The 25930-nt window shown below is 60.0% G+C and carries 22 protein-coding genes and 1 tRNA gene; 9 read left to right on the forward strand and 14 right to left on the reverse strand.

Annotated features, from left to right (window positions below):
• Nucleotides 1-62: 62 nt before the first annotated feature.
• Together uvrB and ACXYMO_RS09915 are read right to left on the reverse strand one after the other, a co-directional pair.
• Complete coding sequence (uvrB, locus tag ACXYMO_RS09910) at nucleotides 63-2261, reverse strand: excinuclease ABC subunit UvrB (RefSeq protein WP_458878537.1); 2199 nt, start codon at nucleotides 2259-2261, stop codon at nucleotides 63-65.
• Nucleotides 2262-2363: 102 nt separating this feature from the next.
• Nucleotides 2364-3980 (reverse strand): tetratricopeptide repeat-containing sulfotransferase family protein, encoded by a 1617-nt coding sequence (locus ACXYMO_RS09915; protein WP_458878538.1) that lies wholly within the window; start codon nucleotides 3978-3980, stop codon nucleotides 2364-2366.
• Between the two features lie 388 nt (nucleotides 3981-4368).
• On the opposite strand from ACXYMO_RS09915, the gene ACXYMO_RS09920 reads away from it, so the two are divergent.
• From ACXYMO_RS09920 to ACXYMO_RS09930, 3 genes are all read left to right on the forward strand, one after another.
• The gene (locus ACXYMO_RS09920) at nucleotides 4369-4680 is read left to right on the forward strand and encodes an ETC complex I subunit (protein ID WP_458878539.1); all 312 of its coding nucleotides are present in this window, start codon (nucleotides 4369-4371) and stop codon (nucleotides 4678-4680) included.
• Nucleotides 4668-5135, forward strand: coding sequence for a GNAT family N-acetyltransferase (locus ACXYMO_RS09925; protein WP_458878540.1), 468 nt, complete (start codon nucleotides 4668-4670; stop codon nucleotides 5133-5135). The genes ACXYMO_RS09920 and ACXYMO_RS09925 overlap by 13 nt, the downstream gene beginning before the upstream one ends.
• Before the next feature lie 46 nt (nucleotides 5136-5181).
• A tRNA-Arg gene (locus ACXYMO_RS09930) sits at nucleotides 5182-5258 on the forward strand.
• A 285-nt stretch (nucleotides 5259-5543) separates the two neighbouring features.
• Here ACXYMO_RS09930 and ACXYMO_RS09935 read toward each other — a convergent pair.
• The 3 genes from ACXYMO_RS09935 to yghX form a co-directional block, all read right to left on the reverse strand.
• Entirely contained in the window at nucleotides 5544-6149 is a 606-nt protein-coding gene (locus ACXYMO_RS09935; RefSeq protein ID WP_458878541.1) for a ferric reductase-like transmembrane domain-containing protein, read from the reverse strand.
• 9 nt (nucleotides 6150-6158) lie between these two features.
• On the reverse strand, nucleotides 6159-6638 hold the full coding sequence (locus ACXYMO_RS09940; protein ID WP_458878542.1) for a peptidase associated/transthyretin-like domain-containing protein: 480 nt from the start codon (nucleotides 6636-6638) through the stop codon (nucleotides 6159-6161).
• A gap of 210 nt (nucleotides 6639-6848) precedes the next feature.
• The gene (yghX, locus tag ACXYMO_RS09945) at nucleotides 6849-7745 is read right to left on the reverse strand and encodes a YghX family hydrolase (RefSeq protein ID WP_458878543.1); all 897 of its coding nucleotides are present in this window, start codon (nucleotides 7743-7745) and stop codon (nucleotides 6849-6851) included.
• Nucleotides 7746-7977: 232 nt separating this feature from the next.
• Here yghX and ACXYMO_RS09950 point away from each other — a divergent pair, with 232 nt between their 5' ends.
• Genes ACXYMO_RS09950 through ACXYMO_RS09965 form a run of 4 tightly spaced genes read left to right on the forward strand, consistent with a single transcriptional unit; the run spans nucleotide 7978 to nucleotide 11656 of the window.
• A complete protein-coding gene (locus ACXYMO_RS09950; protein ID WP_458878544.1) occupies nucleotides 7978-8970 on the forward strand; it encodes a TRAP transporter substrate-binding protein in 993 nt (330 codons plus the stop codon).
• A 40-nt stretch (nucleotides 8971-9010) separates the two neighbouring features.
• Nucleotides 9011-9508 (forward strand): TRAP transporter small permease, encoded by a 498-nt coding sequence (locus tag ACXYMO_RS09955; RefSeq protein WP_458878545.1) that lies wholly within the window; start codon nucleotides 9011-9013, stop codon nucleotides 9506-9508.
• Nucleotides 9505-10779, forward strand: coding sequence for a TRAP transporter large permease (locus ACXYMO_RS09960; RefSeq protein WP_458878546.1), 1275 nt, complete (start codon nucleotides 9505-9507; stop codon nucleotides 10777-10779). Before ACXYMO_RS09955 ends, ACXYMO_RS09960 begins: the two co-directional genes overlap by 4 nt.
• 7 nt (nucleotides 10780-10786) lie before the next feature.
• Nucleotides 10787-11656, forward strand: coding sequence for an isocitrate lyase/PEP mutase family protein (locus ACXYMO_RS09965; RefSeq protein WP_458878547.1), 870 nt, complete (start codon nucleotides 10787-10789; stop codon nucleotides 11654-11656).
• 38 nt (nucleotides 11657-11694) lie between these two features.
• Here ACXYMO_RS09965 and ACXYMO_RS09970 read toward each other — a convergent pair whose 3' ends face one another.
• Nucleotides 11695-12603 (reverse strand): DMT family transporter, encoded by a 909-nt coding sequence (locus ACXYMO_RS09970; protein WP_458878548.1) that lies wholly within the window; start codon nucleotides 12601-12603, stop codon nucleotides 11695-11697.
• 418 nt (nucleotides 12604-13021) lie between these two features.
• On the opposite strand from ACXYMO_RS09970, the gene ACXYMO_RS09975 reads away from it, so the two are divergent.
• Nucleotides 13022-13309 (forward strand): hypothetical protein, encoded by a 288-nt coding sequence (locus ACXYMO_RS09975; protein WP_458878549.1) that lies wholly within the window; start codon nucleotides 13022-13024, stop codon nucleotides 13307-13309.
• A 141-nt stretch (nucleotides 13310-13450) separates the two neighbouring features.
• The gene (locus tag ACXYMO_RS09980) at nucleotides 13451-14224 is read left to right on the forward strand and encodes a hypothetical protein (protein ID WP_458878550.1); all 774 of its coding nucleotides are present in this window, start codon (nucleotides 13451-13453) and stop codon (nucleotides 14222-14224) included.
• 58 nt (nucleotides 14225-14282) lie between these two features.
• On the opposite strand, the gene ACXYMO_RS09985 is transcribed toward ACXYMO_RS09980, so the two are convergent.
• From ACXYMO_RS09985 to ACXYMO_RS10020, 8 genes are all read right to left on the reverse strand, one after another.
• Nucleotides 14283-15017: a hypothetical protein gene (locus ACXYMO_RS09985; RefSeq protein WP_458878551.1), complete on the reverse strand. Its 735-nt coding sequence runs from the start codon at nucleotides 15015-15017 to the stop codon at nucleotides 14283-14285.
• Nucleotides 15018-15161: 144 nt separating this feature from the next.
• Nucleotides 15162-16586 carry a mannose-1-phosphate guanylyltransferase/mannose-6-phosphate isomerase gene (locus tag ACXYMO_RS09990; RefSeq protein ID WP_458878552.1) on the reverse strand — a complete coding sequence of 475 codons (1425 nt, stop codon included), beginning with the start codon at nucleotides 16584-16586 and terminating at the stop codon, nucleotides 15162-15164.
• A 5-nt stretch (nucleotides 16587-16591) separates the two neighbouring features.
• Nucleotides 16592-17923, reverse strand: a complete 1332-nt coding sequence (locus ACXYMO_RS09995; protein ID WP_458878553.1) for a lipopolysaccharide biosynthesis protein — start codon at nucleotides 17921-17923, stop codon at nucleotides 16592-16594.
• Nucleotides 17924-17926: 3 nt separating this feature from the next.
• On the reverse strand, nucleotides 17927-18805 hold the full coding sequence (locus ACXYMO_RS10000) for a glycosyltransferase (protein ID WP_458878554.1): 879 nt from the start codon (nucleotides 18803-18805) through the stop codon (nucleotides 17927-17929).
• A 182-nt stretch (nucleotides 18806-18987) separates the two neighbouring features.
• Nucleotides 18988-20214 (reverse strand): glycosyltransferase, encoded by a 1227-nt coding sequence (locus tag ACXYMO_RS10005; protein WP_458878555.1) that lies wholly within the window; start codon nucleotides 20212-20214, stop codon nucleotides 18988-18990.
• Nucleotides 20211-21704 carry a glycoside hydrolase 5 family protein gene (locus ACXYMO_RS10010; RefSeq protein ID WP_458878556.1) on the reverse strand — a complete coding sequence of 498 codons (1494 nt, stop codon included), beginning with the start codon at nucleotides 21702-21704 and terminating at the stop codon, nucleotides 20211-20213. Before ACXYMO_RS10010 ends, ACXYMO_RS10005 begins: the two co-directional genes overlap by 4 nt.
• Nucleotides 21705-21718: 14 nt before the next feature.
• Complete coding sequence (locus tag ACXYMO_RS10015) at nucleotides 21719-22819, reverse strand: hypothetical protein (protein ID WP_458878557.1); 1101 nt, start codon at nucleotides 22817-22819, stop codon at nucleotides 21719-21721.
• Between the two features lie 8 nt (nucleotides 22820-22827).
• Entirely contained in the window at nucleotides 22828-25914 is a 3087-nt protein-coding gene (locus ACXYMO_RS10020) for a hypothetical protein (protein ID WP_458878558.1), read from the reverse strand.
• Nucleotides 25915-25930 lie beyond the last annotated feature (16 nt).

Genomic DNA, 25930 nt, shown 5'->3' on the forward strand with positions numbered 1-25930 from the left:
ATCGCGCGGCTTGGGGTAAGGTCATTTTCTGAGCGGGGAGTTTAGAACCTACACGCGCCGCATTACCGCTTTCGTCGCTTCACATTCCCGCCCCGCTGACCCGGCCTTCCGGCCGTTGACCGGCCACGGGATTTCACGGCCTCTTCGGACGCTTTCTCGACCGCATACTGACGCGCCATGGGGTCGTCCGAGACCATGAGGTCAACAGCCTCCAGACGTTTGACCTCGTCGCGCAGGCGGGCGGCCTCTTCGAATTCCAGGTTCTCGGCGGCCTTGCGCATGTCGGTGCGCAGACCGTCCAGAACCGCCTCGAGGTTGGCGCCGTGCAGGGGTTTGTCGATCTTGGCGGTGACGCGCGACATGTCGGTGTCGCCCTTGTAAAGCCCGGCCAAAACGTCCTCGACGTTCTTTTTGACCGTTTCCGGCGTGATCCCGTGTTCTTCGTTATAGGCTATCTGCTTGTCGCGGCGGCGGTCGGTTTCGGCCAGCGCGCGTTCCATCGAACCGGTAATCCGGTCGGCATACATGATGACGCGGCCCTCGGCGTTGCGCGCGGCGCGGCCGATGGTCTGGATCAGCGAGGTTTCAGAGCGCAGGAAGCCCTCTTTGTCCGCGTCCAGAATGGCGACCAGCCCGCATTCGGGAATATCGAGTCCCTCACGCAAGAGGTTGATGCCGATCAGCACGTCGAATGCGCCCAGACGCAGATCGCGCAAAATCTCGATCCGTTCCAGCGTGTCGATGTCGGAATGCATGTAGCGGACCTTGATCCCTTGTTCGTGCATGTATTCGGTCAAATCCTCGGCCATCCGTTTGGTCAGCGTCGTGACCAGCGTGCGGAACCCATCGGCGGTGACCTTGCGCACCTCGTCCAGCAGATCGTCGACCTGAGTTTCGACGGGGCGGATTTCGACCATCGGGTCGAGCAGGCCGGTGGGGCGGATCACCTGTTCTGTGAACACACCGCCGGTCTGTTCGATTTCCCATTTCGCCGGGGTGGCCGAGACGAACACCGATTGCGGGCGCATGGCATCCCATTCCTCGAACTTGAGGGGGCGGTTGTCCATGCAGGACGGTAGGCGGAACCCGTGTTCGGCCAGTGTAAATTTGCGGCGATAGTCGCCTTTGTACATGCCGCCGATCTGGGGCACGGACACGTGGCTTTCGTCCGCAAAGACAATGGCGTTGTCGGGGATGAATTCGAACAGGGTGGGGGGCGGCTCACCCGGGGCGCGGCCTGTGAGATAACGGGAATAGTTTTCGATGCCGTTACACACGCCGGTGGCCTCAAGCATTTCGAGATCGAAATTGGTGCGCTGTTCCAGGCGCTGTGCCTCAAGCAGCTTGCCCTCGCTGACCAGTTGGTCCAGCCGCGTGCGCAGTTCCTTTCTGATGCTGACGATGGCCTGCTGCATCGTTGGCTTGGGCGTTACATAGTGGCTGTTGGCGTAGACGCGGATTTGATCGAAGCTGCCGGTTTTTTCGCCGGTCAGCGGGTCGAATTCGGTGATGTTTTCCAGTTCCTCGCCAAAGAAAGAAAGTTTCCAGGCGCGGTCCTCAAGGTGGGCGGGAAAGATTTCAAGGCTGTCGCCGCGCACTCGGAAGCTGCCCCGCTGGAACGCCTGATCGTTGCGTTTGTATTGCTGGGCGACCAGATCGGCCATGACCTGCCGTTGGTCGTATTCGTGCCCGACCTTCAGATCGAGCGTCATCGCGCCATAGGTTTCGACCGACCCGATGCCATAGATACAAGACACCGAGGCGACGATGATTACATCGTCACGCTCGAGAAGGGCCCGCGTGGCCGAGTGGCGCATGCGGTCGATCTGTTCGTTGATCTGGCTTTCTTTCTCGATGTAGGTGTCCGAGCGGGCGACATAGGCCTCGGGCTGGTAATAGTCATAAAAGCTGACGAAATATTCGACCGCGTTATCGGGGAAGAACCCCTTGAATTCACCATAAAGCTGGGCCGCGAGCGTCTTGTTGGGGGCAAGGATGATGGCGGGGCGCTGGGTTGCCTCGATCACCTTGGCCATGGTGTAGGTCTTGCCCGTGCCGGTCGCGCCCAGCAGGACCTGGTTGCGCTCGCCCTCATTGATAGCGGCACTGATTTCGGCGATGGCGGTCGGCTGGTCGCCTGCGGGCGAAAAATCGGACTGCATACGCAGGGGAATGCCGCCTTCCAGCTTTTCGCGCGAGCGGACGTCTGGTGCAGGGCTGTGCAAAACGGGCTCGGTTTTGTCGGAATGGGCGTAGGGCATGGGCAGGGGCTCCGGCGGGTGAGACCCTTTATTTGTTCCTTTTTTGTCCCGTTGCAAGGTTTTCGGGCTGGCAGCCGTGCGCTCTGCTGACGGTTTTTGTCATCACGACCGGTCGGATGGTTCCAATGTGCCCCACAGGTCGGGGTCGAGATGGGACATGAATTCGCTCAGCCGATCCCCCAGTAGGGCGCCGCGCCCGATGGATTGGCGATGCACTTTTTGCCGGACCTGGTTCAGGCTGGCGGTCTTGACGGCGGCCTGGTTTTCCTCGGGGTGCAGCATCCGGTCGGTCCAGTCGATGGCGCAATGGGCGGCGAGGGTACGCGATGCCGCGTCAAGGTCGCACACGATGTCTTCGTACCGGATGTTCAGGACGGCATCGGGGTAAATCGATGACCAGTGCGCCATGTAGCGTTTGTAGGTGTTGGCCTCGTCCGCGATGGACGACAGGCGGCTGGCATAGTTCATGCCCTGGGTAATGAACCGCTGCATCCACATGGAAACCGCAACGTCGCGCGGGTCACGTTCCACGTTGATCACACGTGCATTGGGAAAGGCCGTAAGCAACGGGCCGACAAGCCGGTAGTTATCGGGCATCTTGTCCACAAAGGTATCGGGCGCGCCGGGCAGATCCGGAAGATCCGCCAGGTAGGCGGCCGCAAACCGGGTGACGGTTTCGCCGTCAAGGTGGGACTGCTGAGCGAGGATGGCATTAAACAGGCGCGCGGCTGTCGAGAGTTCGCCGCACGAATCGACCTGATCGCCCGCTGTCAGGATCATTTCGACAAGCGTTGTGCCAGAGCGGGGCAGGCCGACCACAAAGATCGGGCGGGGCTGAGCATCGGGCATCCGGATGTCGGGGTTGTCATCCGGGAACAGACCGGTGATTTGTTCAAAAAGCTTTTTGGCTTGAGCTGTGGAATAGGGTTTATGCCGCGCGTCCATGGCGTGGGCTTTGTCAAAGGCACGCATCGCATGTTCGACGTCACCGAGCCGGTTGCGGGCGATGCCTTCGGCCATCAGCAGAAGGGCCCTGTCGTCAGGGTCTTTTGATCGGGTGTCCATGACCTTGCCAACGGCCCTCAGCAGGTTTTCCAGTTCGGTTTTCGGCGCCAGCGCGGCCAGCCGCGACAGGGCGAACGCATGATGGGGGGCAATCCGGATCATCGCCAGATAGTGTTGCACGGCCTCATCGGCGCGGCCCAGTTCGTTCAGGCGCGAGGCGCAGTTCTGATGCGCGGCGAGGTTCGAGGGGTGCCGGTCGAGAATGGCGCGAAAATCGGCGAGCGCGGCTTCGGGCTCACGCAGATCGGATTTCGCCGCGCCCCGGACATTGAGCGCGTCGATCATGTCAGGCGAAAGTCCCAGCGCCTTGTCGGCGGCCGAAACCGCTTGTCTGAATTGCTCGGACCGGAGCGCGTTGAGCGCGCGCAGATAATGCAGCCGGGCAGGGGGTGCGCCGGTTTTCAGGGCGACGTCAATCGCCGCGTTGGCCCGGTCCGGCTGTCCGGTCATGACAAAGGCTAGGATCAAGTTGGTGCGGATGTCCGGGTTGTTCGGGTCCATGCGCAGTGCGCGCTGAAAATAGGGAATGGCCGCGCCATGATCGCCGCCTTCGGCCAGGGCAATCCCGGCCAAGTTCTGAAACACGGGCAGCTTGGGGTTCTTCTTGGCCGCGGTCCTTGCCTTTTTGAAGGCAGAGGCATGTTGCCCTGCCATCAGGTCCTGTCTGATTTTTTTAATCGCGTCAGTCGACATGAGAGGGCCTGCGGGAAAATGGGATCGGACTTCCCGGAGGGTATAGTGATGCCGGGGGCCTTGGGCAAATGGATGATGCGGCAACGACGGGCCGAGTGCACGATTGACCCTGCGGGAAGGCAGGCTTCGGACATTTTTGAGAGAGACTATTCAAAGCCGATGGGATGGCGGGACTTGTTCTGTCGGGCGTCGCTGCCCGAGGGCCTGAGCCTGACTTGAGTTCGTGAATGTCAAAGCCGGCTGTGCAATACTCAGCCGGCTTTGTCGGGCCAGCGTCACATGGCGCGCTTGGCAACCCGGGCGCGGCGTGGCAAAAGGGCAGAAGAACAGGAATCCGAGGATCTTCGTCATGCGCGCACGCATTTACCAGCCCGCCCGAACCGCAATGTCGTCGGGAACCGCCAAGACCAAAGGCTGGATCTTGGAATATGCGCCGTCCAGCGCGCGCGATGTTGACCCGTTGATGGGCTGGACCTCGTCGGATGACACGCAAAGCCAGGTGCGGCTGAAGTTCTCGACCAAGGAAGCGGCTTTGGAATATGCGCAGGCGCACGGGATCGACGCGCAGGTGATGGAGCCGCACAAACGCAAGCCCAACGTGCGCCCCGGTGGCTATGGCGATAACTTTGCCACCAACCGGAGAGGGGTATGGACCCACTGACCGACCCGGTCGAGGTCAGCCCGACAGATGCCGGTGTGCGTGACCTGATCGAGACACATCTGGAGCTGATGTACGCCTCCAGTCCGGCCTGTAGCGTTCACGCGATGAAACCCGAAGACATGGTTGGGGCCGGAGTGCGATTTTACGCGGTTTTTGACGGCGATGATCCCGTCGCGATGGGCGCGATCAAGCGCATCGAAACCGGCCATGGCGAAGTGAAATCAATGCACGTCCGCGCACCGCGCCGCGGGCAGGGGCTGGCGGATCGGATATTGCTGCATCTTGTGCAGGTCGCCCGCGCCGATGGGCTGACCCGGCTGAGCCTGGAAACCGGATCGCAAGACATCTTCGCCCCGGCGCGCGCCTTTTATCAGCGCCACGGTTTTGACTTTTGCCCGCCCTACGAAGGATACGAAGAAGACCCCGCCAGCGTGTTCATGACCCGCATCCTGTAACTGGGCTTGATCGCAGGGGGGTTATGCCCCTAGAACGACGCCCAGCGGTCCCTTAGCTCAACTGGATAGAGCAGCTGACTTCTAATCAGCAGGTTGAGGGTTCGAGTCCTTCAGGGATCGCCATTTTGTCTTTTTTTAACAGATATTGGATGGTGTATCGGTTGACGCCGCGTTGCCTGTTTTCCTGACGGAAACAATAGTGAAGCAAGCAGAGAGAAGATTCTTCTGTTGCGAGCACCTCTCACATCTAAAAAACTGTGCTTCCTAACAAGTTCTCAAGCTTGAGAGCAGTTCGTTTTGTTTGGACGTTTTGGGTCTTGGGCGTCTCCGTAGAGTGAAGCGTAGTCTCTTTGCGTGGCGAAAGAGTACTTTGGAAAGGCCGCGGCGTCCGGATCGAACCGGCACTGTTCATCGCGTACCGTTATTTCGGACATGTCTGCGAAGGTTTGAAGTCACGGTTCTTGTCGTCGCAATGAGGACCAGTGCACACAGCGTCGCCTTCGACATCGTCTCCATTGTTCCCTCGATCAGCATGGCATGGACCACGCTGCCCACCACGATCACCACCGCAAGGGCCGTATGGGCGATACGCCACACCCGCAGAACCAGACGTCGGCGGAGCGCGGCCATGAATGCTGTTGCAAAGACGGCCCACATGGCGACGACTCCCCAGACCGAAAACGGCGTCGGCGATGCGAACAGCAAGACGTCGATCACATCCGGCGGGCTGGTCACCCAGAGGGCTGCGACGTGGATACCAACGGCCAGGACGAGAACGAGACCGGTCTGGCGATGTATGCGCCGTGCACGAAGAAGATGCAGGCCTGGCAGATATCCACCGGCCAGCACAGGTTGCACCAGAAGGATCGCCATCGCGATAGTCCCTGCGAAACCAGCCGCGATGTAAATCGGATCCCGCCAGGCAAGCAGCGGGCTTGCGGCGGCGGCACCGATCGGCACGGTGATGACGGTCAGGAGAGCGGCCCAGATCAGCACCGCGCGAACCGTGCTCATATGCTTTTCTCAGACGGGTTGAAGTACAAAGTCAGCCGTGAGGCGCGTGTCGCTTGAGCTTGCCATGACGGGACGCAGGAAAACGGTTTCAAAGTCGTCATCGTCATACGCAAGGTGGCCATGCGGCTGCCCGAACGCAGGGACGATTTGCGGCATTTCAAGGCGGAAAACACCGTTCGCGTCGGTGAGCGTGGCCCCATGACTGTGCGGATCGCGCTCGTGCCCTTCGGTGGTGTGCGCCCAGATCTGGATGCGTTGACCAGCAAGCGGCGCACCATCGCCAGCGCGGCGTACTGTGCCGGTCATCCAGAAGCCGCCGCCACCGATACGATCCACGATGGGAGCACCCGGAAGGTAGTTGTTGGAGCCGCCCCGCATCGAGCGCGTGGGCGCGAGGCCTTGTGCCTGCGCCGTACCGATGAGGCCAGTCGCCAAGACGGCGCTGCCTGCAACAACAAGGTCGCGGCGGGTTAGCAGAGCGTTGGTCATTTGGCTTTCTCCTTTCCGATGGGCGGGCATGCTGCCGGTGAAAACGTCCGGCTGCTGCTTTCGAAAACCTTAGCGCGATTGCGTGCCATTCCAAACCGGGCCAAGCGGTTTGAGCAATAAAATTGGGACAAAGCTTCGTGATGCGGTGTCCGCATTTGCGCAACCGTCGCACTTTGGCGTCTTGCAGGACCTGGCCGCAGCAGAGCGACCCTAGGTCAAATGATCGCCAAAGAACTTGATCGTACGGCCCCATGCCAGATTGGCGGCCGCCTCATCGTAGCGGGGTGTCGTATCATTGTGAAAGCCGTGGTTGACGTTCGGGTAGAAATGAACGCTGAAGTCCTTTTGGTGTTCGCGCAGGGCTGCGGAATAGGCCTCCCATCCGGCATTGATACGTTCGTCCAGCCCGGCATAGTGGATCATCAGCGGCGCCTCGATCTTTGGGACATCTGCGGCATCTGGCTGGCGTCCGTAAAATGGCACCGATGCGGCCAGGTCCGGATAGGCCACTGCCAGGGCATTGCAGACACCGCCGCCATAGCAAAAGCCGACCGCGCCGACCTTGCCGGTCGAGCCGTCGTGATCGCGCAGGAATTCAAACGCGGCAAAGAAGTCATTCATCAACTTGACCCCGTCCAATGAGCGCTGCATCTCGCGCCCCTCTTCGTCGGTTCCGGGATAGCCGCCCAAAGGGCTGAGCCCGTCAGGTCCGAAGGCGAGATAGCCAGCCTTGGCCGTACGGCGGACAACATCCTCGATATAAGGATTAAGCCCCCTGTTTTCGTGGACCACCAGCACGGCCGGAAGTTTTCCCGACGTATTGGCCGGCTTGGCCATCAGCCCCTTGATCGTGCCGTGGCCTTCCGGGCTTTCATAGGTGGCCTCCATCGTCTCGATCGACGGATCGTCCGGGGCCACCTGCTGCGCCCATGCGTAATTCGGCTGTAGCTGTTCAAGAAGCATTGCGCCGGTGATCCCTGCCGCCGCATAGCGCCCGGCCTGGCGGATGAAGTCGCGTTTGGAGATCTTGCCGTGGACATACCCATCGAAGATTTCGAGGATCCTCTGATCGAACTCGTGGGCCTTCTTGCGTTGTGTGCTGGTCATTTCAACCTCCCGGTGGCTGTTCCTTTTTCTGGTCGTCTGAACTGTGTCGCAGGATACCACCAAAACTGGAATGCGTGGGACAAATCATTGTCAGGTCCGATTGCGCGGCCTGGGGGTGCGACCGTGATCCGATGACCAAAGCGGAAAGGGCAGCAATTTCAGGGATAGGCTTGTGATATTGGGGGCGTTGAATAAGGTGTCGTCATAAAATTGATTTGGGAGGATCACTGACATGTTCAACAAACACCTTTTCGCAGGTGCGGCTTTGGCCTTTGGCCTGGTCTCAACTCAACTTAGTGCGGCCGACACGACGATGCGCATTTCGCTGCAGCTGCCGCTGAAAAGCCACCTGGGCCAGAATCTGGTCCTGTTCAAGGAACAGGTCGAAGAGATGTCGGGCGGTGATATTGCCGTCGAAATTTACGACTCGGCCCAGCTTTACAAGGACAAGGAAGTGCCCGCCGCTGTCGGCTCGGGTGCGATCGAGGCGGGCGTCGCCTCGTTGACGCGCTATGTCGGGGACATCCCGGCGGTGGATGTGTTCTATATGCCGTTTCTGCTGAACAGCGAAGCCAAGGTCCGTGCCGCAGTGGCGCAGGGATCGCCTGTGCGTGGCCCGATTGACGAGGCGATCAAGGATACCGGATCGACCGTGTTGTGGTGGCAGGCCTATGGCGGGGCGATCCTGTTGTCCAATGGCGGTCCCATCAAGACGCCCGCAGACATGCAGGGCAAAAAGGCCCGGGTCTTTGGCAAGACCCTTGGCGATTTCGTGACCGCCACCGGCGGCGCGCCGACGATGGTTTCGGGGTCCGAACAGTATCTGGCATATCAGCGCGGCACGGTTGACGTGGGCATGACCGGTGTCTCGGGTGTGTCATCGCGCAAGCTGTGGGAGGTGATGGATACCATCACAGTGACGAACCATGCGGATATCGAGTTCATCGTTGTCGTGAACACGGACTGGTGGAATGGCCTGCCCGAGGGACACCGCGAGATGATCACCAAGGCCGCACAGATCGCTGAGACGGACGTGCGCGATCGCGTGTCGCAGATCGAGGCGGATGCCTATGCCGCCGCCGAGGAAAACGGCATGACGGTTTACACACCGACCGAGGCCGAAATTGACGCCTGGAAGCAGTCTGCAGCATCTGTCTATGACGACTTTCGCGCCAAATCGGGTGACCTGGGTGCCGCAGTCCTGAAAGCGGCTGAGGGGCTTTGAGGCTCTTGGCTTCCTCTCCCCGGATTGGGGAGAGGTCCGTATGACGTGGTTTGATCGTCTGGTCCTGGGGCTTGCCTGGCTCGCGGCGGTGCTGTTCACCGTCGCGGGTATCATGCTGACGTACGAGGTTCTGGCCCGCTATTTCTTTGTCCGGCCAACGGTGTGGGCTGCGGAGCTCAGTCAGCTTTGCCTGATCTGGGGCTGTCTGATCGGGATGGCCTGGCTGTTGTCGGCCCGCCGCCACATCGCGGTGGATGCGGTGATCCAGTTGCTGCCACCCGTCGCACAGCGCTGGATTGAGGCGGCGGCGATGCTTGTCGTGGCGGCATTCAGCGCGATTGTCACCTGGAAGGGCTGGGATATCTTCCTGGATTCATTCGAACGCGGGCGTACGACCGGCTCGCTTCTGGATTTGCCCAGTTGGATTGTCGAGCTTGCGGTGCCGCTCGGATTTGCATTGCTGTTCATTCAAGCCTTGATCGAGGCGGTCCGTTCAGCCCGGGGCACGGCTGCGGATCGGGAGATTGCAATAGAATGACCGTTATTCTCATTCTGGCCTCGCTGTTCACCTTGTTGCTGGCGCGGGTCCCGGTCGCCTTTGCCCTTGGCGGTATGGGTCTTGCCCTTTTGGTGCTTGGTGGCTTTTCGCCGTTGATGGCGCCACAGGCGATCTTGTCCACCCTGGACGGGTTCATCCTTTTGGCGGTGCCGCTGTTCCTGCTGATGGCGAATTTGCTGTTGAAAGGCGGGGTCGGGGATGACTTGTTCGCTGCTGTCAATTCCTGGGTCGGCCACTGGCCCGGCGGTCTTGCGGTGGCTACGATCCTGTCCTGCGCCATTTTCGCCGCCATCAGCGGAAGCTCGGTTGCGACGGCGGCCACCATCGGCACCGTCGCGATCCCGGCGATGATCGAGCGCGGGTATGACAAACGGTTTGTGTATGGGCTTTTGGCGGCAGGGGGCACGCTGGGCATCCTGATCCCGCCCTCGATCCCGATGATCGTCTATGGCTTCATCACCGAGGAATCCGTGGGCGCGCTGTTTCTGGCCGGGGTTGGCCCGGGCATGGCGCTGGTCGTCTTGTTCATCGCGTATTCCATGCTACACGCGCGTCTGACGACGGTTCAGGGTGCGGGCAAACCGGCAACGATGGCCGAACGGCGCGTGGCCACGATGCGGGCCTTTCCGTCGATCGCACTTGCCATGCTGATCATCGGTGGGATTTATTCCGGCGCCTTCACCCCGACCGAGGCGGCAGCGATCGGGTTTACCGCAGCGCTTTTGGTGACTGTGGTGGTCTTGCGCTCGCTGTCCTGGAAAGGCTTTCGCGAGGCGGTGTTTGAATCCATGATCACCACGGTCGCAATCCTGCTGATCGTGGCCGGCGCCAAGGTATTTGGCAAAGCGATCACGCTCTATCGAATTCCGCAGGACATCTCGTCCATGATTGCGCAAGCTATTGAAACCCCGCTGGTGTTCATCATCGTGGTCTCCATCGTCCTGCTGTTGATGGGACTTGTGTTCGAGGCCCTGTCGATGGTTCTCATCATGACGCCGGTGCTGCTCCCTTCGGCGATGGCGATGGGGTTCGATCCGATCTGGTTCGGCATTTTCATGGTGGTGATGGTGGAATGCGCGCTGATCACGCCGCCTGTGGGCCTGAACCTCTATGTCATTCAGGCGGTGGCGCGGGCCAGTCTGGCGGACGTGGCGCGCGGCGTTCTGCCGTTTCTGCTGTTGATGTTTCTTTGCGTGGCCATTCTCTATGTCTGGCCGGACCTCGCCCTCTATCTTCCCTTTAATTTATGAGCTTCGGATGACCCAACCTGACAAACTTCGCGCGCTTCTGGCGCAGGACAAACTGCATGTGATGCCCTGTTGTTTTGATGCCTTGTCGGCGAAATTGATCGAACAGGGCGGGTTCGGGCTGTCGTTCATGTCGGGCTTTGCAACCTCGGCCTCGCGGATCGGCGAGCCGGACCTGGGCCTCATGTCCTATACCGAGGTTCTCGACAGTGCGCGCAATATCTGTGACGCGACCTCGATCCCGCTGATCGGGGATGGCGATACCGGGTATGGCAATGCGATGAACGTGCGTCGCACGGTGCGCGGGTTTGCGCGCGCGGGATGTGCGGCGGTGATGATCGAGGATCAGCTGGCGCCAAAGCGGTGCGGTCACACCCCGGGCAAAGAGGTGGTCGGGCGCGATGAGGCGTTTGACCGGATCAAGGCGGCGGTGGATGCGCGCGCGGATGACGATATTCTGATCCTGGCCCGTACCGATGCCCGCCACGATCATGGGCTGTCCGAGGCCATTGACCGGGCGGCGAAGTTTCACGAACTGGGCGCCGATATCCTGTTTGTCGAGGCCCCCAAGACCGTCGCGGAAATGCGCAGCGTCTGCGCCGATCTGCCGGGGCCGAAAATGGCGAATATCGTCGAGGGTGGCGAAACGCCCGAACTCAGCCATGCCGAACTTGGCGAGATCGGCTATGCGATTGCGGCCTATCCTTTGACGCTCATGTCGGCGGCGATGCAGGCGATGACCCTGACGTTGCAGGCGCTGGCCGAGGATAAGCCGCGCGATCCCATGCTGATGGACTTTGTCGAACTGCGGCGCAGGATCGGATTTGACGCTTATTACGAGGCATCTTCGGCCTATCGTTCGTCTTTCCGTTCGTCCTGATCTCGCCTGTTGGCTTGGCCTGCGCCTGCACGGACGGTTCAGGACGCAGGCGCCAGCCGGGATTTGCTCAGAACGCCAGAGGCGAGAAAGACACCCGCCGCCACAAGGACAACGCCGCCGACCTTGAGCGGGGTAACGGTTTCGCCCAGAAACGCCACCCCGCCCAGCAAGGCAAGGATCGGGGTCAGGGCGCCAAAGGCGGCGGTTTCGGCCGCGCCGAGAATCTGCACCGCATAGCCGAACAGGAACATCGCCAGAATGCCGATGATAAAGCTTTGCAGCACGATCATGACCGTGACGTCGCCCAGACTGGCGGTGGCAAAGGTCACGTTACCGGTCGCAAGCAAAAGCGGGGTGACAAGCAGCGTGCCCCAGAACAGTCCGATGACCAGCCCATGCAGGGGGCTGAGCCCGCTTTGGCGGAAAATGACAGAATAGACCGCCCAGAACCCCGATCCGGTCAGGAACATCAGGTGCCCCTTCCACGCGCCGTCCTCGGCCCCGGCGAGGATTTGCCAGAGGCTCACGACCATCGCGCCGGCCAGGATCATCATCAGCCCAAGTCGGCGGCGCGGGCCCGGGATTTCGCCCGCCAGGACATAGGCCGCCAGCGCGGTCCAGAATGGCAGCATGCCCGGAGCCAGCGCCCCGCCCTCGGAGGCGGGCGCATAGGCCAGCCCCTTGGACACCACAAAGGGAAACACCGCGCTGGCGCCAACCATCAGCATCGCCGCGCGTGGCCAGGATTGTCCGCGCGGCATGACACCCAGTCGCCACATGACCGGGGCCATTACCAAGGCGCCGGGCACGAGGCGCAGGATCAGGATTTCCTCGACCGTAAAGCTGCCCTGCACGGCAAAGCGCGTGACCAGCATGAACGCCGCCCAGATCGTCACCGTGGCAAGCGCTGCAAGCAGTCCAAGCGTGCGTGTTCTGGGCAGGTTCATTGATCCGGTCTTTCATGTGTTGATCACGGTGCAACCTAAACGTCATTGTGTGGAGGCCACCAGCCGAAAGCGCGTGCCGCAAGGGTTTCTTTGAGACGGCTCAGAGCCGCCCGATTGGCGTTCAAGAGGGGTCAGAGAAGATCGAAAGGTGCCGGGTCTCTCAGTTGGTTCGCCTTGCGGGACAAAGCAGACTTTCGCTGCGGATCGGCACAGCAGGGCAGTTTAACTTGGCGTTGCGACGCATGATTTCACAATCAACCTTGTGATGGAGCGCCGCGGTTCTTTGACGCCGAAAGAGTTATTTCCAATCCTGCGTCACCAGTTCATAGTTCCAGCGGAAACTGCCTGAAGGTTGGCGAGAGTGGCGCAAATCCCATTCAAATACAGGCTCATAGGAGTCGCCATTTTCTTTTACTGGATGGGCATTGCCTATCTCTTGAACAGTGTTGCCAGCATGTACCTGGCGGGCGCCTTTATGGGCGGTGTTTCAACGCCACCTTCAATTTGGCTGCGGGTACACTGGTTTGGAATGACGTGGTTGCCGGCACTCTTTCTTTTGGGCGGACTGCCGACAGCGATTCAGGCGTTGCGGGGCCGTGATTTCAGAAACATCTTGCTGGTTTCGATCGGTACTTTTTCAATCCTGTGGGTGCTTGTTATCGCGACCATATTCTGGCTTCCGGGCGTGCTCGGATGGAACTGGTAGGTGGACTGCAAACAACCCTGGGAAATCGAATTCGACCCGTCGTGGAGGCTGTTTCGATGTGCACAGGACATCATTCTACCCTGATGGTCACACTTTGCTCTGGTCGGTAACTTTAGGATCATGACCTGGTAAAACAGCACTATGGAACAAGCTTGCCCAAGTCTGATCACGGCCTTTGCGTTGGACTTCACCGTCCTGACGTGGGGCTTGTCTTGGAACTGGCGGAGAGCCATTCGAGCGACGGCAGTCCTTAATTTTTTTGCATTTGCAGTACTCGTCCTAGTCATCTCGCTTCCGGTGGCGGAGATGTTCTTCTGGGCACTCATTGCTCCTGTTCTTGCCTTACCCGTAACAGTCGCCCTGGCGATCGCGACCGTTGGTTTCGCCTTATTGAACATGGCACTCAAATGGCCCCTGTTCGTCGTCCTGTTTCGCCCGGCACGGCGCAGCCACGCATTCAAACTGCTTTCACTAGCAAGTCTTGCAAGTGGCGCGATACTTGTGGCGCGTGTTTGGGATGACGATCAGCCCAAGACGATCCCAGAGCATGAGATTGCATGGCTGGAGTCCGAATATGCACCGGAGATTGCGTTCCTGCACGCTCGGGTAGATGAGATGAGTCGCCTCGGATATGCGCCCTGGCGCGATCCGGATTGGAGCAGCCGCATGCAAGTCGAGGCTGGCGAGCTTCGCTTCCATTGGTTGGAATTGCGCTACAGTTCACATGAACGTTTTGCTCTGGCAGACATCAGTCACAAACAAACTGATTTTCATGCGCAGACGAAAAACGATTATCGATGGGTTCTTCGCGGTGAAGACAAGGACCAACTTTACTATCGATACATCGTCATCAAACAAAACGGCAAAGATGGATCTTTGGAGGCTATCGCAGATTTCGTGACCCCGGCGAATTGAAACCGGCTTGGCGCTGGGGATGATCTGGTGCCTGATCCGCCCCACCACCGGGATCGCCTCAGAACCCCTTGTACCAGCCCGCAAAAATCATCGGTCCTGTATCGACGGTATTCGCCACCCAGCGGTAATCGACCTCGTATTTTGCGCCTAGGAAAAGTTCACCTTTCTTGAGAGGTTTGCGCAGTTTGACACCTACAGCGGGGATGATCTTGTTGTTGTAGTTATTGCCGTCCTTGTCCCATGAAAAATGGGCATCGACGAACGGGATGAAGAGAAGCTTGGTGTCCGGAATCTGGTACTCTGCCGAATATTCAGCACCCAGTGTCAAAACGATATTGTTGTCGCCTTTGATTAGTGATCCCGGATAGGCCAGCGTGCCATAGCTTTTCAGCACATTCGAGCGTTTCGTCATGCCCCAGACAGATTTCGTGTCGGTTTCGGCCCAGTACTTGTAATAGTAATAATCCACCGCAAGGCGCCAGCCCTGGCGGCGGATTGACGTGCTGCGTTCCCCGAACCAGTCGTAGCGAGCGCTAAAGATCAGTTCCAGGTTGTCGGTCACGCGGGTTGACAGGCTCAGCCCGAGACCGGCCTTGCGGGTGTTGTTGTAGGCGAACGGCTTGCTGTCGCCCACATAGTTGGCGAGCATGAATGCCTTCAGGGCCGTATCGCCCTGGCGCCAGAGCTCCACGTCCAGTTTCAACCAGGCTTCGGCAAAGGCATTGCCGTCGTCAATATCCTGATTGGTGTTGGGGAACCTGAGGATTCCGCCGGTGGCGCCGCTGAATTTCAACAGTGGCGCCCTGCTTTCGTCCGCCTGCACTGCGGTGGCGCAAATTAACGCAAAAACAAGGAATTGGAGGGCGACAGTAAACGCCCCGAGAAGGGTGGATTTGGGTGACATGTGGGGCACTCTTTAACTTTGCGTTACAATAATTCAGGCGCGCGCATAGACGTCTTCGTAGCGCACGATATCGTCCTCTCCGAGGTAGCAGCCGGTTTGCACCTCGATCAATTTCAGCTGCAATTTGCCCTCGTTCTCCAGCCTGTGAACCTCGCCCAGGGGGATATAGACGGACTGGTTTTCGCTGATCATCTGGCGTTTTGTGCCGATGGTGACCGTTGCGGTGCCTTCGACGACGACCCAGTGTTCGGCGCGATGCGCATGGCTTTGCAGCGACAACTTTCCGCCGGGTTTCACGACGATCGACTTGACCTGAAACCGTTGGCCCAGTGACAGGGTTTCATAGTGGCCCCAGGGACGGTCATGGCGCGGGAACTCATCGGCCTGCGTAACACCCTGTGCACGCAGTTCATGAACGGCCAGAGAGACGCTTTGCGATGCATCCATATCGGCAATCAGAACCGCGTCGCGGGTGGCCACCGCAGTGATATTGCGCAGACCGATGCCGACAACTTGCACGCCCTCGTTTTCGCTGCGCAGAAGACTGTTTTCACATTCGATCGCCAGAGCGTTTGAGGACGCAGCAACGCCGTTATGGTCCTTGGCACTTTCCTCCCAGACGGAACGCCAGCTGCCAAAGTCGGCCCAGCCGGGCGAGACGGGCACGACGATGCCCGTCTCGTGCTCCATGATTGCGTGATCCAGCGAAATTTTCGGCGCATCGCAATAGCTGGTGCCGAGCCGCGCAAAATTCATGTCGTATTTCAGATCCTGAATGGCCAGTCGAACGTGGCTGCGCAGGGTGGGTTGATATTTTTCGAAAAGGCGCCGCGCAGTGCGCACGGACAAAAGAAATATGCCCGCATTCCATACATACCGGCCCGTATGCAGCATTTTCTCGACGCCTTGCGTGCTGGGTTTCTCGACAAACTGCAAGAAGGGCTGCGGTGTGCCGTCGGGGGATCTCGTGTCGCTCAGTTCGATATAGCCGAACCCGGTTTCAGCGCGATCAGGGCGGATGCCAAAGACCACGATTTCACCGTTGCGGGCCTTTTCCACACCTGCCGACACCGCGCTGGCGAGGGCCAGTTGATCGCGTACAAGGTGATCGGACGGCAGCACAAGCATCAGTGCGTCCATGTCTGACTTGCCCAAAAACTCCGCAGCCGCACAGACTGCAGGTGCGGTGTTGCGCGATTCCGGTTCAATCATGATCGTTGCGCCTTGCACGCCGATTTCGTCCAATTGCTCGACCACGCTGAAACGGTTGGCGCAATTGGTGATCACGAGCGGTTCTGTGTAGCCGCTGTCCTCGATGCGCTGCATGGTTGTCTGCAACAGGCTCAGCTCTCTGTGCAGCCGGGCGAACTGTTTTGGCATGGCTTTGCGCGATGTGGGCCAAAGGCGGGTGCCTTCGCCGCCGCACATGATAACGGGGTGGATCTTGCTCGGTGTCATACTGTTTACTCCTTGATGAAATTTCTCTCGGGGTCGCGCCCCGAAACCGGTTTTGCCTGTGCATGAATTCGCAGGATCGCGAACCCCAACAGCGGGGCTGCCAATGCCCCCTGACACCCAAGTTTAACGATCATCAGATCGCCCGGCGTTACCCCGTCGGTTGTCATCCCAGTGATGAAAAACGCCCCGAGCTGAAGCGGCACGCCGGCCGCAAGGACCCAGATTCCGCGAAAATCGCCCAGGGCCACCAGAAAGGTGGCCAGAAGATAGTTCATGGTGAACAGCGCGGCGGCGGCCGCCGCGACTGGCAGAAAGGACGTTGCCGGCAGGTAGTCAGGGCCGACCAACGCCATGATCAGGCGGTCTGGCGACGCGGTGACGGCACCCAGGAAGACGCAGGTGGCAAGGATAAAGACCACAGCGACGGGTAGTGCCTCGCGCAGGCCCGAATGGCCGCGTGAAACAGCATCTGTAACCGACGGCAACAACACTGCGACCAGCCCGAAGCAGGCAAAGAAGGCGATCCTTTGAAACAGTCCGACCGCCGCGACATGCCCGGCTTCGACCTCGGTCATCAACAGCTTTGCGGCAAACAGGTCGCCATCCAGCAAAAAGACCTGCGATGCCTGCAGGACCGCAAAGGGAAAAGCAGCCGAGGCAATCAGGACTGCCAAGGCGCGCGGCAGGTCGCGGGTTTTGTCCTGTTTTGGCAGCTTGCGCGAAATCACGGCCCATCCCGCCAGGATCGAAACTGCGATCGCGGCGACCACGCCTTCGCTGCCGAACCCCAGGGTCCAGAAGGCGACGGCCCCGCCGAGGCGCAAGACCATTTCGACATTTGCCGACAGCAGGATGCCATTAACATCCATTCGGCCCTGAACGACGCCGCGCAACACGCTGAGCGACGCCGCGAATGGCAGAGACAGGAGAACGATCAGCAGAAGATGAGGATGCCCCATGCCCAGCCGGTCACCGGCCTGTCCCGCGTGGATCAGCAGCATCAAGACCGGTGTCAGGCACCAGAGGGCGATGAAAACGAAACGGTTCAGCCGCGCCAGATCGTCGTCATCGGCCGCGCCGCGTTTAGCGACGTGGTGGCTGACGGCCATCTGAACCGCCCCGAACAGGCCAAGCAGGGCGAGTTTGATGGTCAGGACGGTCGCCAGATCGCCAAACAGTGCCGGGCCCATCCATCGGCTGAACAGCACGTTGAAAACCAGATTGCCGGCATTCACGAAATTCGAAGACAGGAATACCAGTACAACCGGGCTTGCCAGTGCCGCCCAGACCGCGCCGGCATGCATCCGGCGCGGGAAAGAGGGATGAACCGCGGTCACGAGTCAGGCTGCCAACTTGTCGTTTTTTGCCGTGGTGGAAAGCGTCTGCGTGTTGGAGGGTGCACGCATGAGACGACTTTCCACCACGAGCTTCAGCATCTTGAAGCCGCTCTGGAGGATCACCTTGCCGGACACTTTCGACCCAGCAATTTCGGTCCATTCCGCCAAGGGAAACTCATAGAAGGCTTTGCTTCGATCTTCGACCTTGCTCGACAGGCGCGCAAAAAGTTCGACGTCGAAAAGCCATCCCGCCGTAAACTCGGATTGCAGGCTCTCTTCCAGGTGGTGCGTATTCCGGAGGAGTTTGGCCCCGCACTGAGTGTCACGCACCGGCAGACGCACGGCCATACGGGCCAGTGAACTGCAGATGCGCGACACGGTACGCCGAGCAAGCGTTCGGTTGATCCTGTGCCCAAGAAGCTGAACGCGCGAGCCATAGACGACGTCGACGTCGTCATAACGACAGGCAATTCCCGCAAAATCGTGAATTGCCGAGAGAGGCGTCGCAAGGTCGGCATCCCAGTATCCTACAAGGTCCGCGCCGCGTTGGGTCGCGAACAAAAGTCCGCGGCGGACGGCTTCGGCTTTGCCCCGGTTGCGCGAGAGGGCGAGGACGTCGATCCGGTCGGGGCAATGCTTTTGCATGGCCGTCAGCAATTTCAGCGTGCCGTCGGCGCTGCCGTCATCCACGAACACGAAACGGAGCTGGGCGTGGTCATCCAGGTGCTGAAGGAACGTCGTGGCGTTCAGGCGTTTCTCTTCGTTAAAGCAGGGCACGACGACATGAACGGCTACAAGGCCATTTACCAACTGAGGAACCGCCGACCCGGCGACAGTCGTAGCGAAATCGAAGTAGTTTTTCGTCGGGGTTAGCAGAGTCATGGCAGCACCTTTTCAGTTCACTCGTTATCGAGTTGTCCCAGAAGGTTTGCCTTTTCCTGGCTGCCAAGTCTCGTTCGCGGGAGGTTAGCGAGAGGGGGCGAAAGAGAAACGCGCCGCCGGTCAGAATAGTCCGGCGGCGCGTCAGGAGGAGGGCGCTATGCGATTGGATAGGCGGGCGGGAGTTAACGGGTAGCCGGGGTCGTGCTCCACTCTGCGGATCCTGCGGCGCCATGCCCTTTTTCGACGAATTTGCCAATGTGAAACCCGACAATGTCAGCCATGGGAATGCCCATTGCAGCGGCGCGATTCGCTTTGGCCAGGGATTCGGCCGCGGGAAGGTCGCTCAGGGCGCTTTGCATGGCATCGGCCATGCCCTCGGCATCGCCGGGTGCATAGTGATAGCCGCGCAGACCTTCGGCCTCGCAGACATCGACGAAATCGCCGATCCTGGGAAAGATCGGCACCGTTCCATATGACACGGTCTGGTGCAGCACGCCGGAACTTCCGGTCGTCGAATCATAGTCGAAGACACTCAACCGCGCGTCCGCGAAGAATTCGGCAACCCCGTCTTCGGGAATATAGCCCTGGAAAGTGACCGCATCGTCCTGTGCGCGGGATTGCGCGGCATCCGCCATGTATCCGGGCGTGTTCGGGTGATCCGTGCCGCCGATGCAAAGCTGGAAATCGTTGAATTCGGGGTCGCGCCGAAGGATGTCAAAGGCCGCCAACAGGGTTTCCAATCGCTTGTAGGTTCCGAATTTCCCCATTGTCACGATCCGCTTTGGTCGATCGTGCAATGGTTCGGTCTGGTGGTCGTCTGTGTCGAAGGTCCCGTGCGGCACAAGCGTGATGTCGGCCTTGGGGAACTGTGATTTCAGCAAGGTTTCATAACTGGGCAAGGTCACCGTCACATAGTTGGCTGCAGTCATGGCCCGCGAGACCACGACGCCACCCAATTTCACCAAGGCCTGTCGCAAGCGCTGGCCTTTCAGAATGGTTTTTTCAAGATCGACGCCGGCGATGATGTTGTGGGCGATGATGCCGCTTGGCGTGCCCAGCCAGCGCGCCACCATTGGGGTCATCAGACCCAGAGCTGCCGTCACCTCGCGGTCGCCAAAACTGGCGGTCTGCACATTGAAAATCGCGCCATCGGCATCCGCCTTGGACAAGGTGCGCAGGATTTCTGGCATTGATCCAAGCCCGTTGAAACGCCAGGTCCGGCGCACCTCCAACTTGGGGCCCAGGTCCAATTCGGCAGCGGGTTCGTCGAGCATATCGGCGATGATCACGACCTTGGCCACGTCGTCGCGCGCGATCAGTGCGCGCGCAAGGTGGTACCCGTATTCATTGAGGCTCTGCTGGCCCGGAGGAAAGGCCGATACCAGAGCGATGGTCAGTTTATCCGTCATTTCTTTTGTCCTTTCTGGAAGGTTCTGAATCCTGTTGTGACCGCGTCGGCCGCAGGTTTGGCGGTGCCGTTTTCGGCAAAGAGCCCGAACTCGCTTTGCTTGCCTCGCACCCATGGGGAATTGCCGATGGCTGCGGGGTCGGGGTCTGGGAAATCGTGCAGGGTCCAGACGAACAGGCCGTCTGCCGCTGCAAGCGCGTCCATCCGATCGGCAATCAGGCGCGCCTGTTTCCTGGGCGAGCCGGGTGAGCCGGCCACAAGTGACCAGGAGCTTTCACCGATCTCGGTGATCATGACCGGCTTGTCCCCTGCGATGCGTTTGACCTGAGTCAGCCGGTCCGCCGCGCCGTCAATCGGGGCGTAGTCGTGATAAGTGATCAGGTCGAGCGTGTCGGCCGCGACATGGGCGTGCCCGGACGCCGACCAGCCAATGGTCAGCGGCAGGTGCGGCGCCAACTGGCGCGTGACCAGCGCCATGCTGCGCACCCAGGCTTCGACCCGGGCCCGGCCATGTGTGGCGAAATCCAAATCGGGTTCGTTTTTCAGGTCCACGAAGGCCACCGCGCGGTGGCCTGCCAGAACCGGCAGAACCGAGCGCAGATAGATCGCGTCGTTGCTCCACCCGGCCAGGGCATAATTGCTCTTCAGATCAAAGAGCGTTGGCACCACAGACAGTCCGCGTGCGGCTGCCGCTTCGAGAAGGGCGTTCAGATTGTCGAGGTGTCGTTCCTTGTCGGTTTCCAGAAAATCGTCACGGGGCAGGAACACGCGGACCGAATTGCCGCCAAGCGACTTTACCTTGTCAAAGTCAGCCTCGATCACGGCGAGATCGAAGCTGGCCCAGAATTCCCGCCACGGGGTCAGGGCCGGGTAGTAGTTGATCCCGGTCAGTCGCATTTCCGGCACCCGCACAGGATCATGGGAAACGGTCTGTGCTGCAATGCGTTCGTGGCTATAGACCCGCCAACCGGAACTTTCGTTCATCAGGGTCGTGACGCTGGTGTCAATTGTCGCGTGGAACGTCAAAAGCGTGTCGATGTCTTCGGCGAAACGTATATTCAGGGTTTCGAAACGGGCCTGAAAGAGCGACCCGTCCAGATGATAGAAAGCGGGCGTTCCGGTCAGCGACAGCGTGGCAAGCCGTGTACCGGCCTCGTGTGCGGCGGCGCTGGCCAGCCGGGCCCTTTCAAGCGCGACACCAGAGAAGTAATCGGGCAAGGCGCCGGTTTTGCCGGTATCCTGCGCCGCGGCAAAGCCTGTCCAGGCCTCACTGATTGCTTGGCCGATCTTGTCTTCGTCAAATGGGTTGAAGTCGCGTACCAAGGGCACTTCGGCGGCTTGCCAATTGACCGCGTTCGGGGCCTTGCGACCGGTCAGCAAGGCCTCGTCGAAATAATCGTAAACCACTTGCTGGGTCCGGACATGGTCAAAGGCCGTGGCGGTCACGGTCAGAACCGACAAAAGCGCGATGGTGGTAACTGTGAAAAGCATCAGTCGATGGCGCATCATTCCAGCCCCCAATCCTGCCGGTGGCCTTGCCCGTCAAGCGCTGTCAGTCTCTGGCGGAACTGGCCGGTTTCAGTTGCAATTTCGATATCGGCTGGCAAGTCGCCCACGCGTCCGGGAACGATCGCTTCCAATGTGCCATCCAGCAGCCAACCCTGGTACGTCATCGCAGGCTGGCCGGTGAACCGAACGGAGACATGCACCGGCGTTCCGTCGTTCAGAACGTGGCCGGCATCGGTCAGGAACGGGCCGACATGCAGGCGAAGTGCCCCGATTGTGCGCAACTCGGTCGCTCGGACTTCGGGTGCGGCCTCGATACGTTGGGGGCGCACGGAAAATGTGATCGGGTGCGATTTCTTTCGGCCGAGGTCGACCCGCATCGTTGCAGGCGATGCCGTGCCACGGGTCAGCAGGCGCGCGCGCCCCGCATCGGCGACGGTCAACGCGGTGGACATCGTTTTGGTGCCGTCGCGGTGATCCAGCCAGACCTGCAAGGCAATACCGTCACCGATCGCGTTGCCGAAACCGTCGTGCAACGGGGTCGTGCGAATGTCCGCAAACGACTCGGGCTGAACAAATTGGGGCTGTGGCTCCATGACCGGGGAGACGCTGTCGAGATCGGGCACAACGCGATATTCGGCCCGGGCGCTCTGGCGGTCGCCGATCCGGGCACCGGCGTGAAAGACACCGGTTTTCGGGGGTGGGGTGAACAACGTGCCCGCCACACCGAGCCGTATTTCGCCTTTGCGCCGCAGATCCTGGTCCAGCGCAAAAGTTATGGTTGTGCCGGAACTGACCATGTTGCCGTTCCGATCCAGCCCAAGTGCTACGGCATGCACCTTGTCTTTTCCGGCAACCGCGCTTTTGGGGCCGACAAAGGCCAGGATCGTTTCGGCGCCTCCTGCTGGCAGAACTGTGCTTTTCTGCGCGCCGTTTGCTGTAACGGTTTCCTGAAGACCGGACCACGTGGCCCGGGGCGTTCCGGCAAAGGCGGACACAGGGATCAGCCCGAATGCGTCGCTTGCGTATTCAGCTGTATCGGCATAGGCCGGTTGGGCCAGTAGCGCTGCGGCAATCCAGAATTTGAATTTCATTTTCATGCCTTTGGTCAGAACAGGGGTTGATGTGTCATGGTCGTGACGTGGATGCGCGCCGCGGTGTATCCGGAAAGCCCATGTAGAGGGACGGTGCCGTTGCCGGCTTGAGGGACGCCAACATCCGTTTGTTGACTGGCGCCGTTGATGAGCATGCGCCGCTCATCGAGGTCGGCCACGATTTCGATGGCACGCGCTTGCGGAAAGGCGAGCGAGAACTCGGTGCTTTGTCCCGGATAGAGGTTGGTTTCGACGAACCCCGCATCCACCCAAAGCGGCCGCCCGGAGGGTCCGAAAAGAAGAACATTGATCCGGATGATTGTCGCCGTTTCGGTGCCCGTGTTGACGGCAAGTCCCGAAAGGTTCAGTGCACTCTCCTGTTGCTCGAAGCGCAGACCGTTGAGCGTCACGCCGCGATAGAGGTTGTTTGTGTTCACCAGCGCCCGCGCTTCGAGTGCGCCGCCGGTTGGCTTCGCGTTGAATTCAGGGGGCAGGAACTGTTTCGGGTCGAAAGTGCCAAGGCTTTGTGCATCCCGCAGGGACAAAACCCCGTCGAATTCTACCCGGAAACCGGTGCTTTCCGCTGGCAACAGGCGTTGACCACCCCATTGCCCGGCGGCCTTTTGTGCTAGGGTCTCATCGTTGTTGAACAGTGTGCCGAAAATGCTGACGGCTGCCGGATCGTGATCGCTGTTGGTCACCTGGCCCACGATGGAATAGCGCCCTGCGTGCCGGACGACGCGGGCACCCATCAGGGCAATGCGGTTCCGGTCGAGCCGGTCGCGGTGCAGGTCTGCGTCGGCGCGGGGCTGTCGGCGGCCGACGGTGTTCCAATCGACCGCTGGCTGGCGCTGCAAGCGGACCGGCACCTGGACGTGCTGCAAGCCGGTCGGCGCGATGCGCCATAGCCCGTCCCGTTGGACCAGGCGCATTTCGCGGCGTTTCTCGATCCGCGACAGGCTGGTCAGATAGGTCAGGGACACGTCAAAGTCGATCAGCGCGCTGTTGCGCTTTTCCGCGCGCATAGTGAGGTCTTCCAGCTTGCCGTAGGAGTTCAGCAAGCCGCCCTGCCATTTCCAGCGGAAAAGCATGTCGTCGTAGGATGGTCGGAATTCGGGGTCGAGCAAGTCATAGGCTTGTTCGAACCGGCGAAAGTCGAGATGCTCGTAATAGTCTCTGAGGACCTGTTCGGGTGAACGGGGCTGGACCCAGGTTTGATAGGTCGAATAGCTGAGCGCGGCGAGCGCGCTGACCCCGATGAGTGCCAGAGAAATAAGGATGCGCCGCACCCGTCGCGGGTTCGAAAACCCGGCCCGCGGTGCCACGACCGACACGGGCATTGGCACCGAGCGGCCGCGTGCCAAATCCCAGATCAGCAGAGCAAAGGCCAATGCCAGCACGAAAGGCGGCACGGCGCCCCAGATCACCGCATGCGTGACCGGAACCGAGCGACGGGGCAGATATAGTGGCAAGGGCGTAACGTCGGGTTTTTCCCAGACCACAATGCCGTTGCCTAGCCGGTTCAGACGGTTCCAGCCATTGAAATGAAGAAGTGGATCGTAAAATTCATCGTTCGAAAATATGTACTTGAGGTGATAGCGGTCCGCGTTGACGATGAACTGTTGCAACGAGCCAAGGCCCGGAACGCCGAGATATTTTGCGTTTTCCAGCCGTTCGACTGAAAAACGCGTCAGGTCGGGCAGGCGCCGTGCCGAATGATAGTTTCCGTCGACCGATTGCGCAGTCATTTGCGCCGAGAGATAGGCGAACTGGTCCCCGAACCCGAGAGTCAGGTAGCGCCAGCGATCATGCTCGTCCTCTTGCATGAATTGCACGATTGGCGTCGGATCGACAAAGCGCGGCTGTGTCGGCTGGATCGACGTCAGAATGGCCACGAAACTGGTGAAACCGGCGGACGCGAGGAAAAATCCGCCGATCAGCGCCCGATGACCGGTGACACCAAGAACGGCGCGTATCGCCTCGCGCGAGCGGCCGTGCATCAGACCGTCAAGCATCACACCGGTGAAGGGCAGGATCAGGATCGATCCCCAGAAGGTGAACCGGTCCAGTGTCAGGATGTCGAATGCACCACCGAGGATGGCGCGGGGGATTGGAGTCGTGCCGCCGGTGCCAAGAACGAAACACAGCGCAAGGCTGATTCCCAGCGGCCAAAGCGAGGTGACCGACGCCTTGTAGAATGCATATGGCAGCACCAGAAGGGAGACACCCCAAGGTATAAGAAAAAAGACAATCCCCAAGTCTGTCCGCTCGAGAAAGCTTTCGCGGCTCCCATGTGGGATCGAGACCTGGGTGATTGGATCGGTAACCGACCAGTACCAATAGGGAAATACGGTCAGGGCCACGGCGGTGATCATAAGGACTGCGAGCAAAATACCCCGCGCCAAGGGTCGCCAGAACCTGATGACCCCGGTGCTCCACCCGTGTGGCAGGTCACGCCCTGCGTAGGCCCGCAGCGACTGCGCGGCGAGGGGCAGCACGAACAGAACGCCGCCGAAGATGCTGGTCACATGGTGCGCTGCGGTCGTCGCAGCCGACAAGGCCACGGCAAAGCTGAGATCCCGCAGGTTCCCGAACACGATCCAGCGGAAAAAGTAGGGCAGACCATTCAGGAAGATGCCCAGCGAAAAGATGGTCGGCAACTGGCCGAACACATGCACGGTTTCCGAAATTGACGAGGCCAATACGACGAACAGAGCGGCATATCCAGCGGCCCGCGGAGTGACCCAGAGAAGGGAAAAACGGTATGTTCCGATCACCAGCAGCAACAGACCGGCAAGTTGAACGACGACGAAGGCCGCGCGCAACGGCATCAGGTGCATCAGCCCCGCGATCATCATGTGGGTGCCGGGCGGATAGGAGACCGTCACGAATCCGGTGTACCAGCGCGGTTCCCACGGATCGAACCAGCTTCGATGATAGTGATCGCCAAAGAACATGTGGATGAAAGCGTCGTAGGTCTTGCCGTGGGTCAGCGGAATGAGGCCACCATGAAACACGACCGTTGCCGCCAGTGCGATCAACAGCAGCCGCAGGCCAGCGCTGGCCTGAATCGTGGCTGTTTTGGAAGAGGTGAAGATCATTTCGGAAAGCAGACAA

The organism is Arenibacterium sp. CAU 1754, assembly GCF_054482635.1.

Bases quoted from the DNA above. Each gene is read 5' to 3' on its own strand.
- yghX (WP_458878543.1), bottom strand. From the start codon at position 7,745: ATGACCAGCACACAACGCAAGAAGGCCCACGAGTTCGATCAGAGGATC.
- ACXYMO_RS09965 (WP_458878547.1), top strand. From the start codon at position 10,787: ATGACCCAACCTGACAAACTTCGCGCGCTTCTGGCGCAGGACAAACTG.
- ACXYMO_RS09925 (WP_458878540.1), top strand. From the start codon at position 4,668: ATGGACCCACTGACCGACCCGGTCGAGGTCAGCCCGACAGATGCCGGT.
- ACXYMO_RS09955 (WP_458878545.1), top strand. From the start codon at position 9,011: ATGACGTGGTTTGATCGTCTGGTCCTGGGGCTTGCCTGGCTCGCGGCG.
- ACXYMO_RS09975 (WP_458878549.1), top strand. From the start codon at position 13,022: ATGGGCATTGCCTATCTCTTGAACAGTGTTGCCAGCATGTACCTGGCG.
- ACXYMO_RS09970 (WP_458878548.1), bottom strand. From the start codon at position 12,603: ATGAACCTGCCCAGAACACGCACGCTTGGACTGCTTGCAGCGCTTGCC.
- ACXYMO_RS09915 (WP_458878538.1), bottom strand. From the start codon at position 3,980: ATGGCAGGGCAACATGCCTCTGCCTTCAAAAAGGCAAGGACCGCGGCC.
- ACXYMO_RS09950 (WP_458878544.1), top strand. From the start codon at position 7,978: ATGTTCAACAAACACCTTTTCGCAGGTGCGGCTTTGGCCTTTGGCCTG.
- ACXYMO_RS10005 (WP_458878555.1), bottom strand. From the start codon at position 20,214: ATGACGGATAAACTGACCATCGCTCTGGTATCGGCCTTTCCTCCGGGC.
- ACXYMO_RS09960 (WP_458878546.1), top strand. From the start codon at position 9,505: ATGACCGTTATTCTCATTCTGGCCTCGCTGTTCACCTTGTTGCTGGCG.
- ACXYMO_RS10020 (WP_458878558.1), bottom strand. From the start codon at position 25,914: ATGATCTTCACCTCTTCCAAAACAGCCACGATTCAGGCCAGCGCTGGC.
- ACXYMO_RS10000 (WP_458878554.1), bottom strand. From the start codon at position 18,805: ATGACTCTGCTAACCCCGACGAAAAACTACTTCGATTTCGCTACGACT.
- ACXYMO_RS09920 (WP_458878539.1), top strand. From the start codon at position 4,369: ATGCGCGCACGCATTTACCAGCCCGCCCGAACCGCAATGTCGTCGGGA.
- uvrB (WP_458878537.1), bottom strand. From the start codon at position 2,261: ATGCCCTACGCCCATTCCGACAAAACCGAGCCCGTTTTGCACAGCCCT.
- ACXYMO_RS10010 (WP_458878556.1), bottom strand. From the start codon at position 21,704: ATGCTTTTCACAGTTACCACCATCGCGCTTTTGTCGGTTCTGACCGTG.
- ACXYMO_RS09980 (WP_458878550.1), top strand. From the start codon at position 13,451: ATGGAACAAGCTTGCCCAAGTCTGATCACGGCCTTTGCGTTGGACTTC.
- ACXYMO_RS09940 (WP_458878542.1), bottom strand. From the start codon at position 6,638: ATGACCAACGCTCTGCTAACCCGCCGCGACCTTGTTGTTGCAGGCAGC.
- ACXYMO_RS09990 (WP_458878552.1), bottom strand. From the start codon at position 16,586: ATGACACCGAGCAAGATCCACCCCGTTATCATGTGCGGCGGCGAAGGC.
- ACXYMO_RS09935 (WP_458878541.1), bottom strand. From the start codon at position 6,149: ATGAGCACGGTTCGCGCGGTGCTGATCTGGGCCGCTCTCCTGACCGTC.
- ACXYMO_RS10015 (WP_458878557.1), bottom strand. From the start codon at position 22,819: ATGAAAATGAAATTCAAATTCTGGATTGCCGCAGCGCTACTGGCCCAA.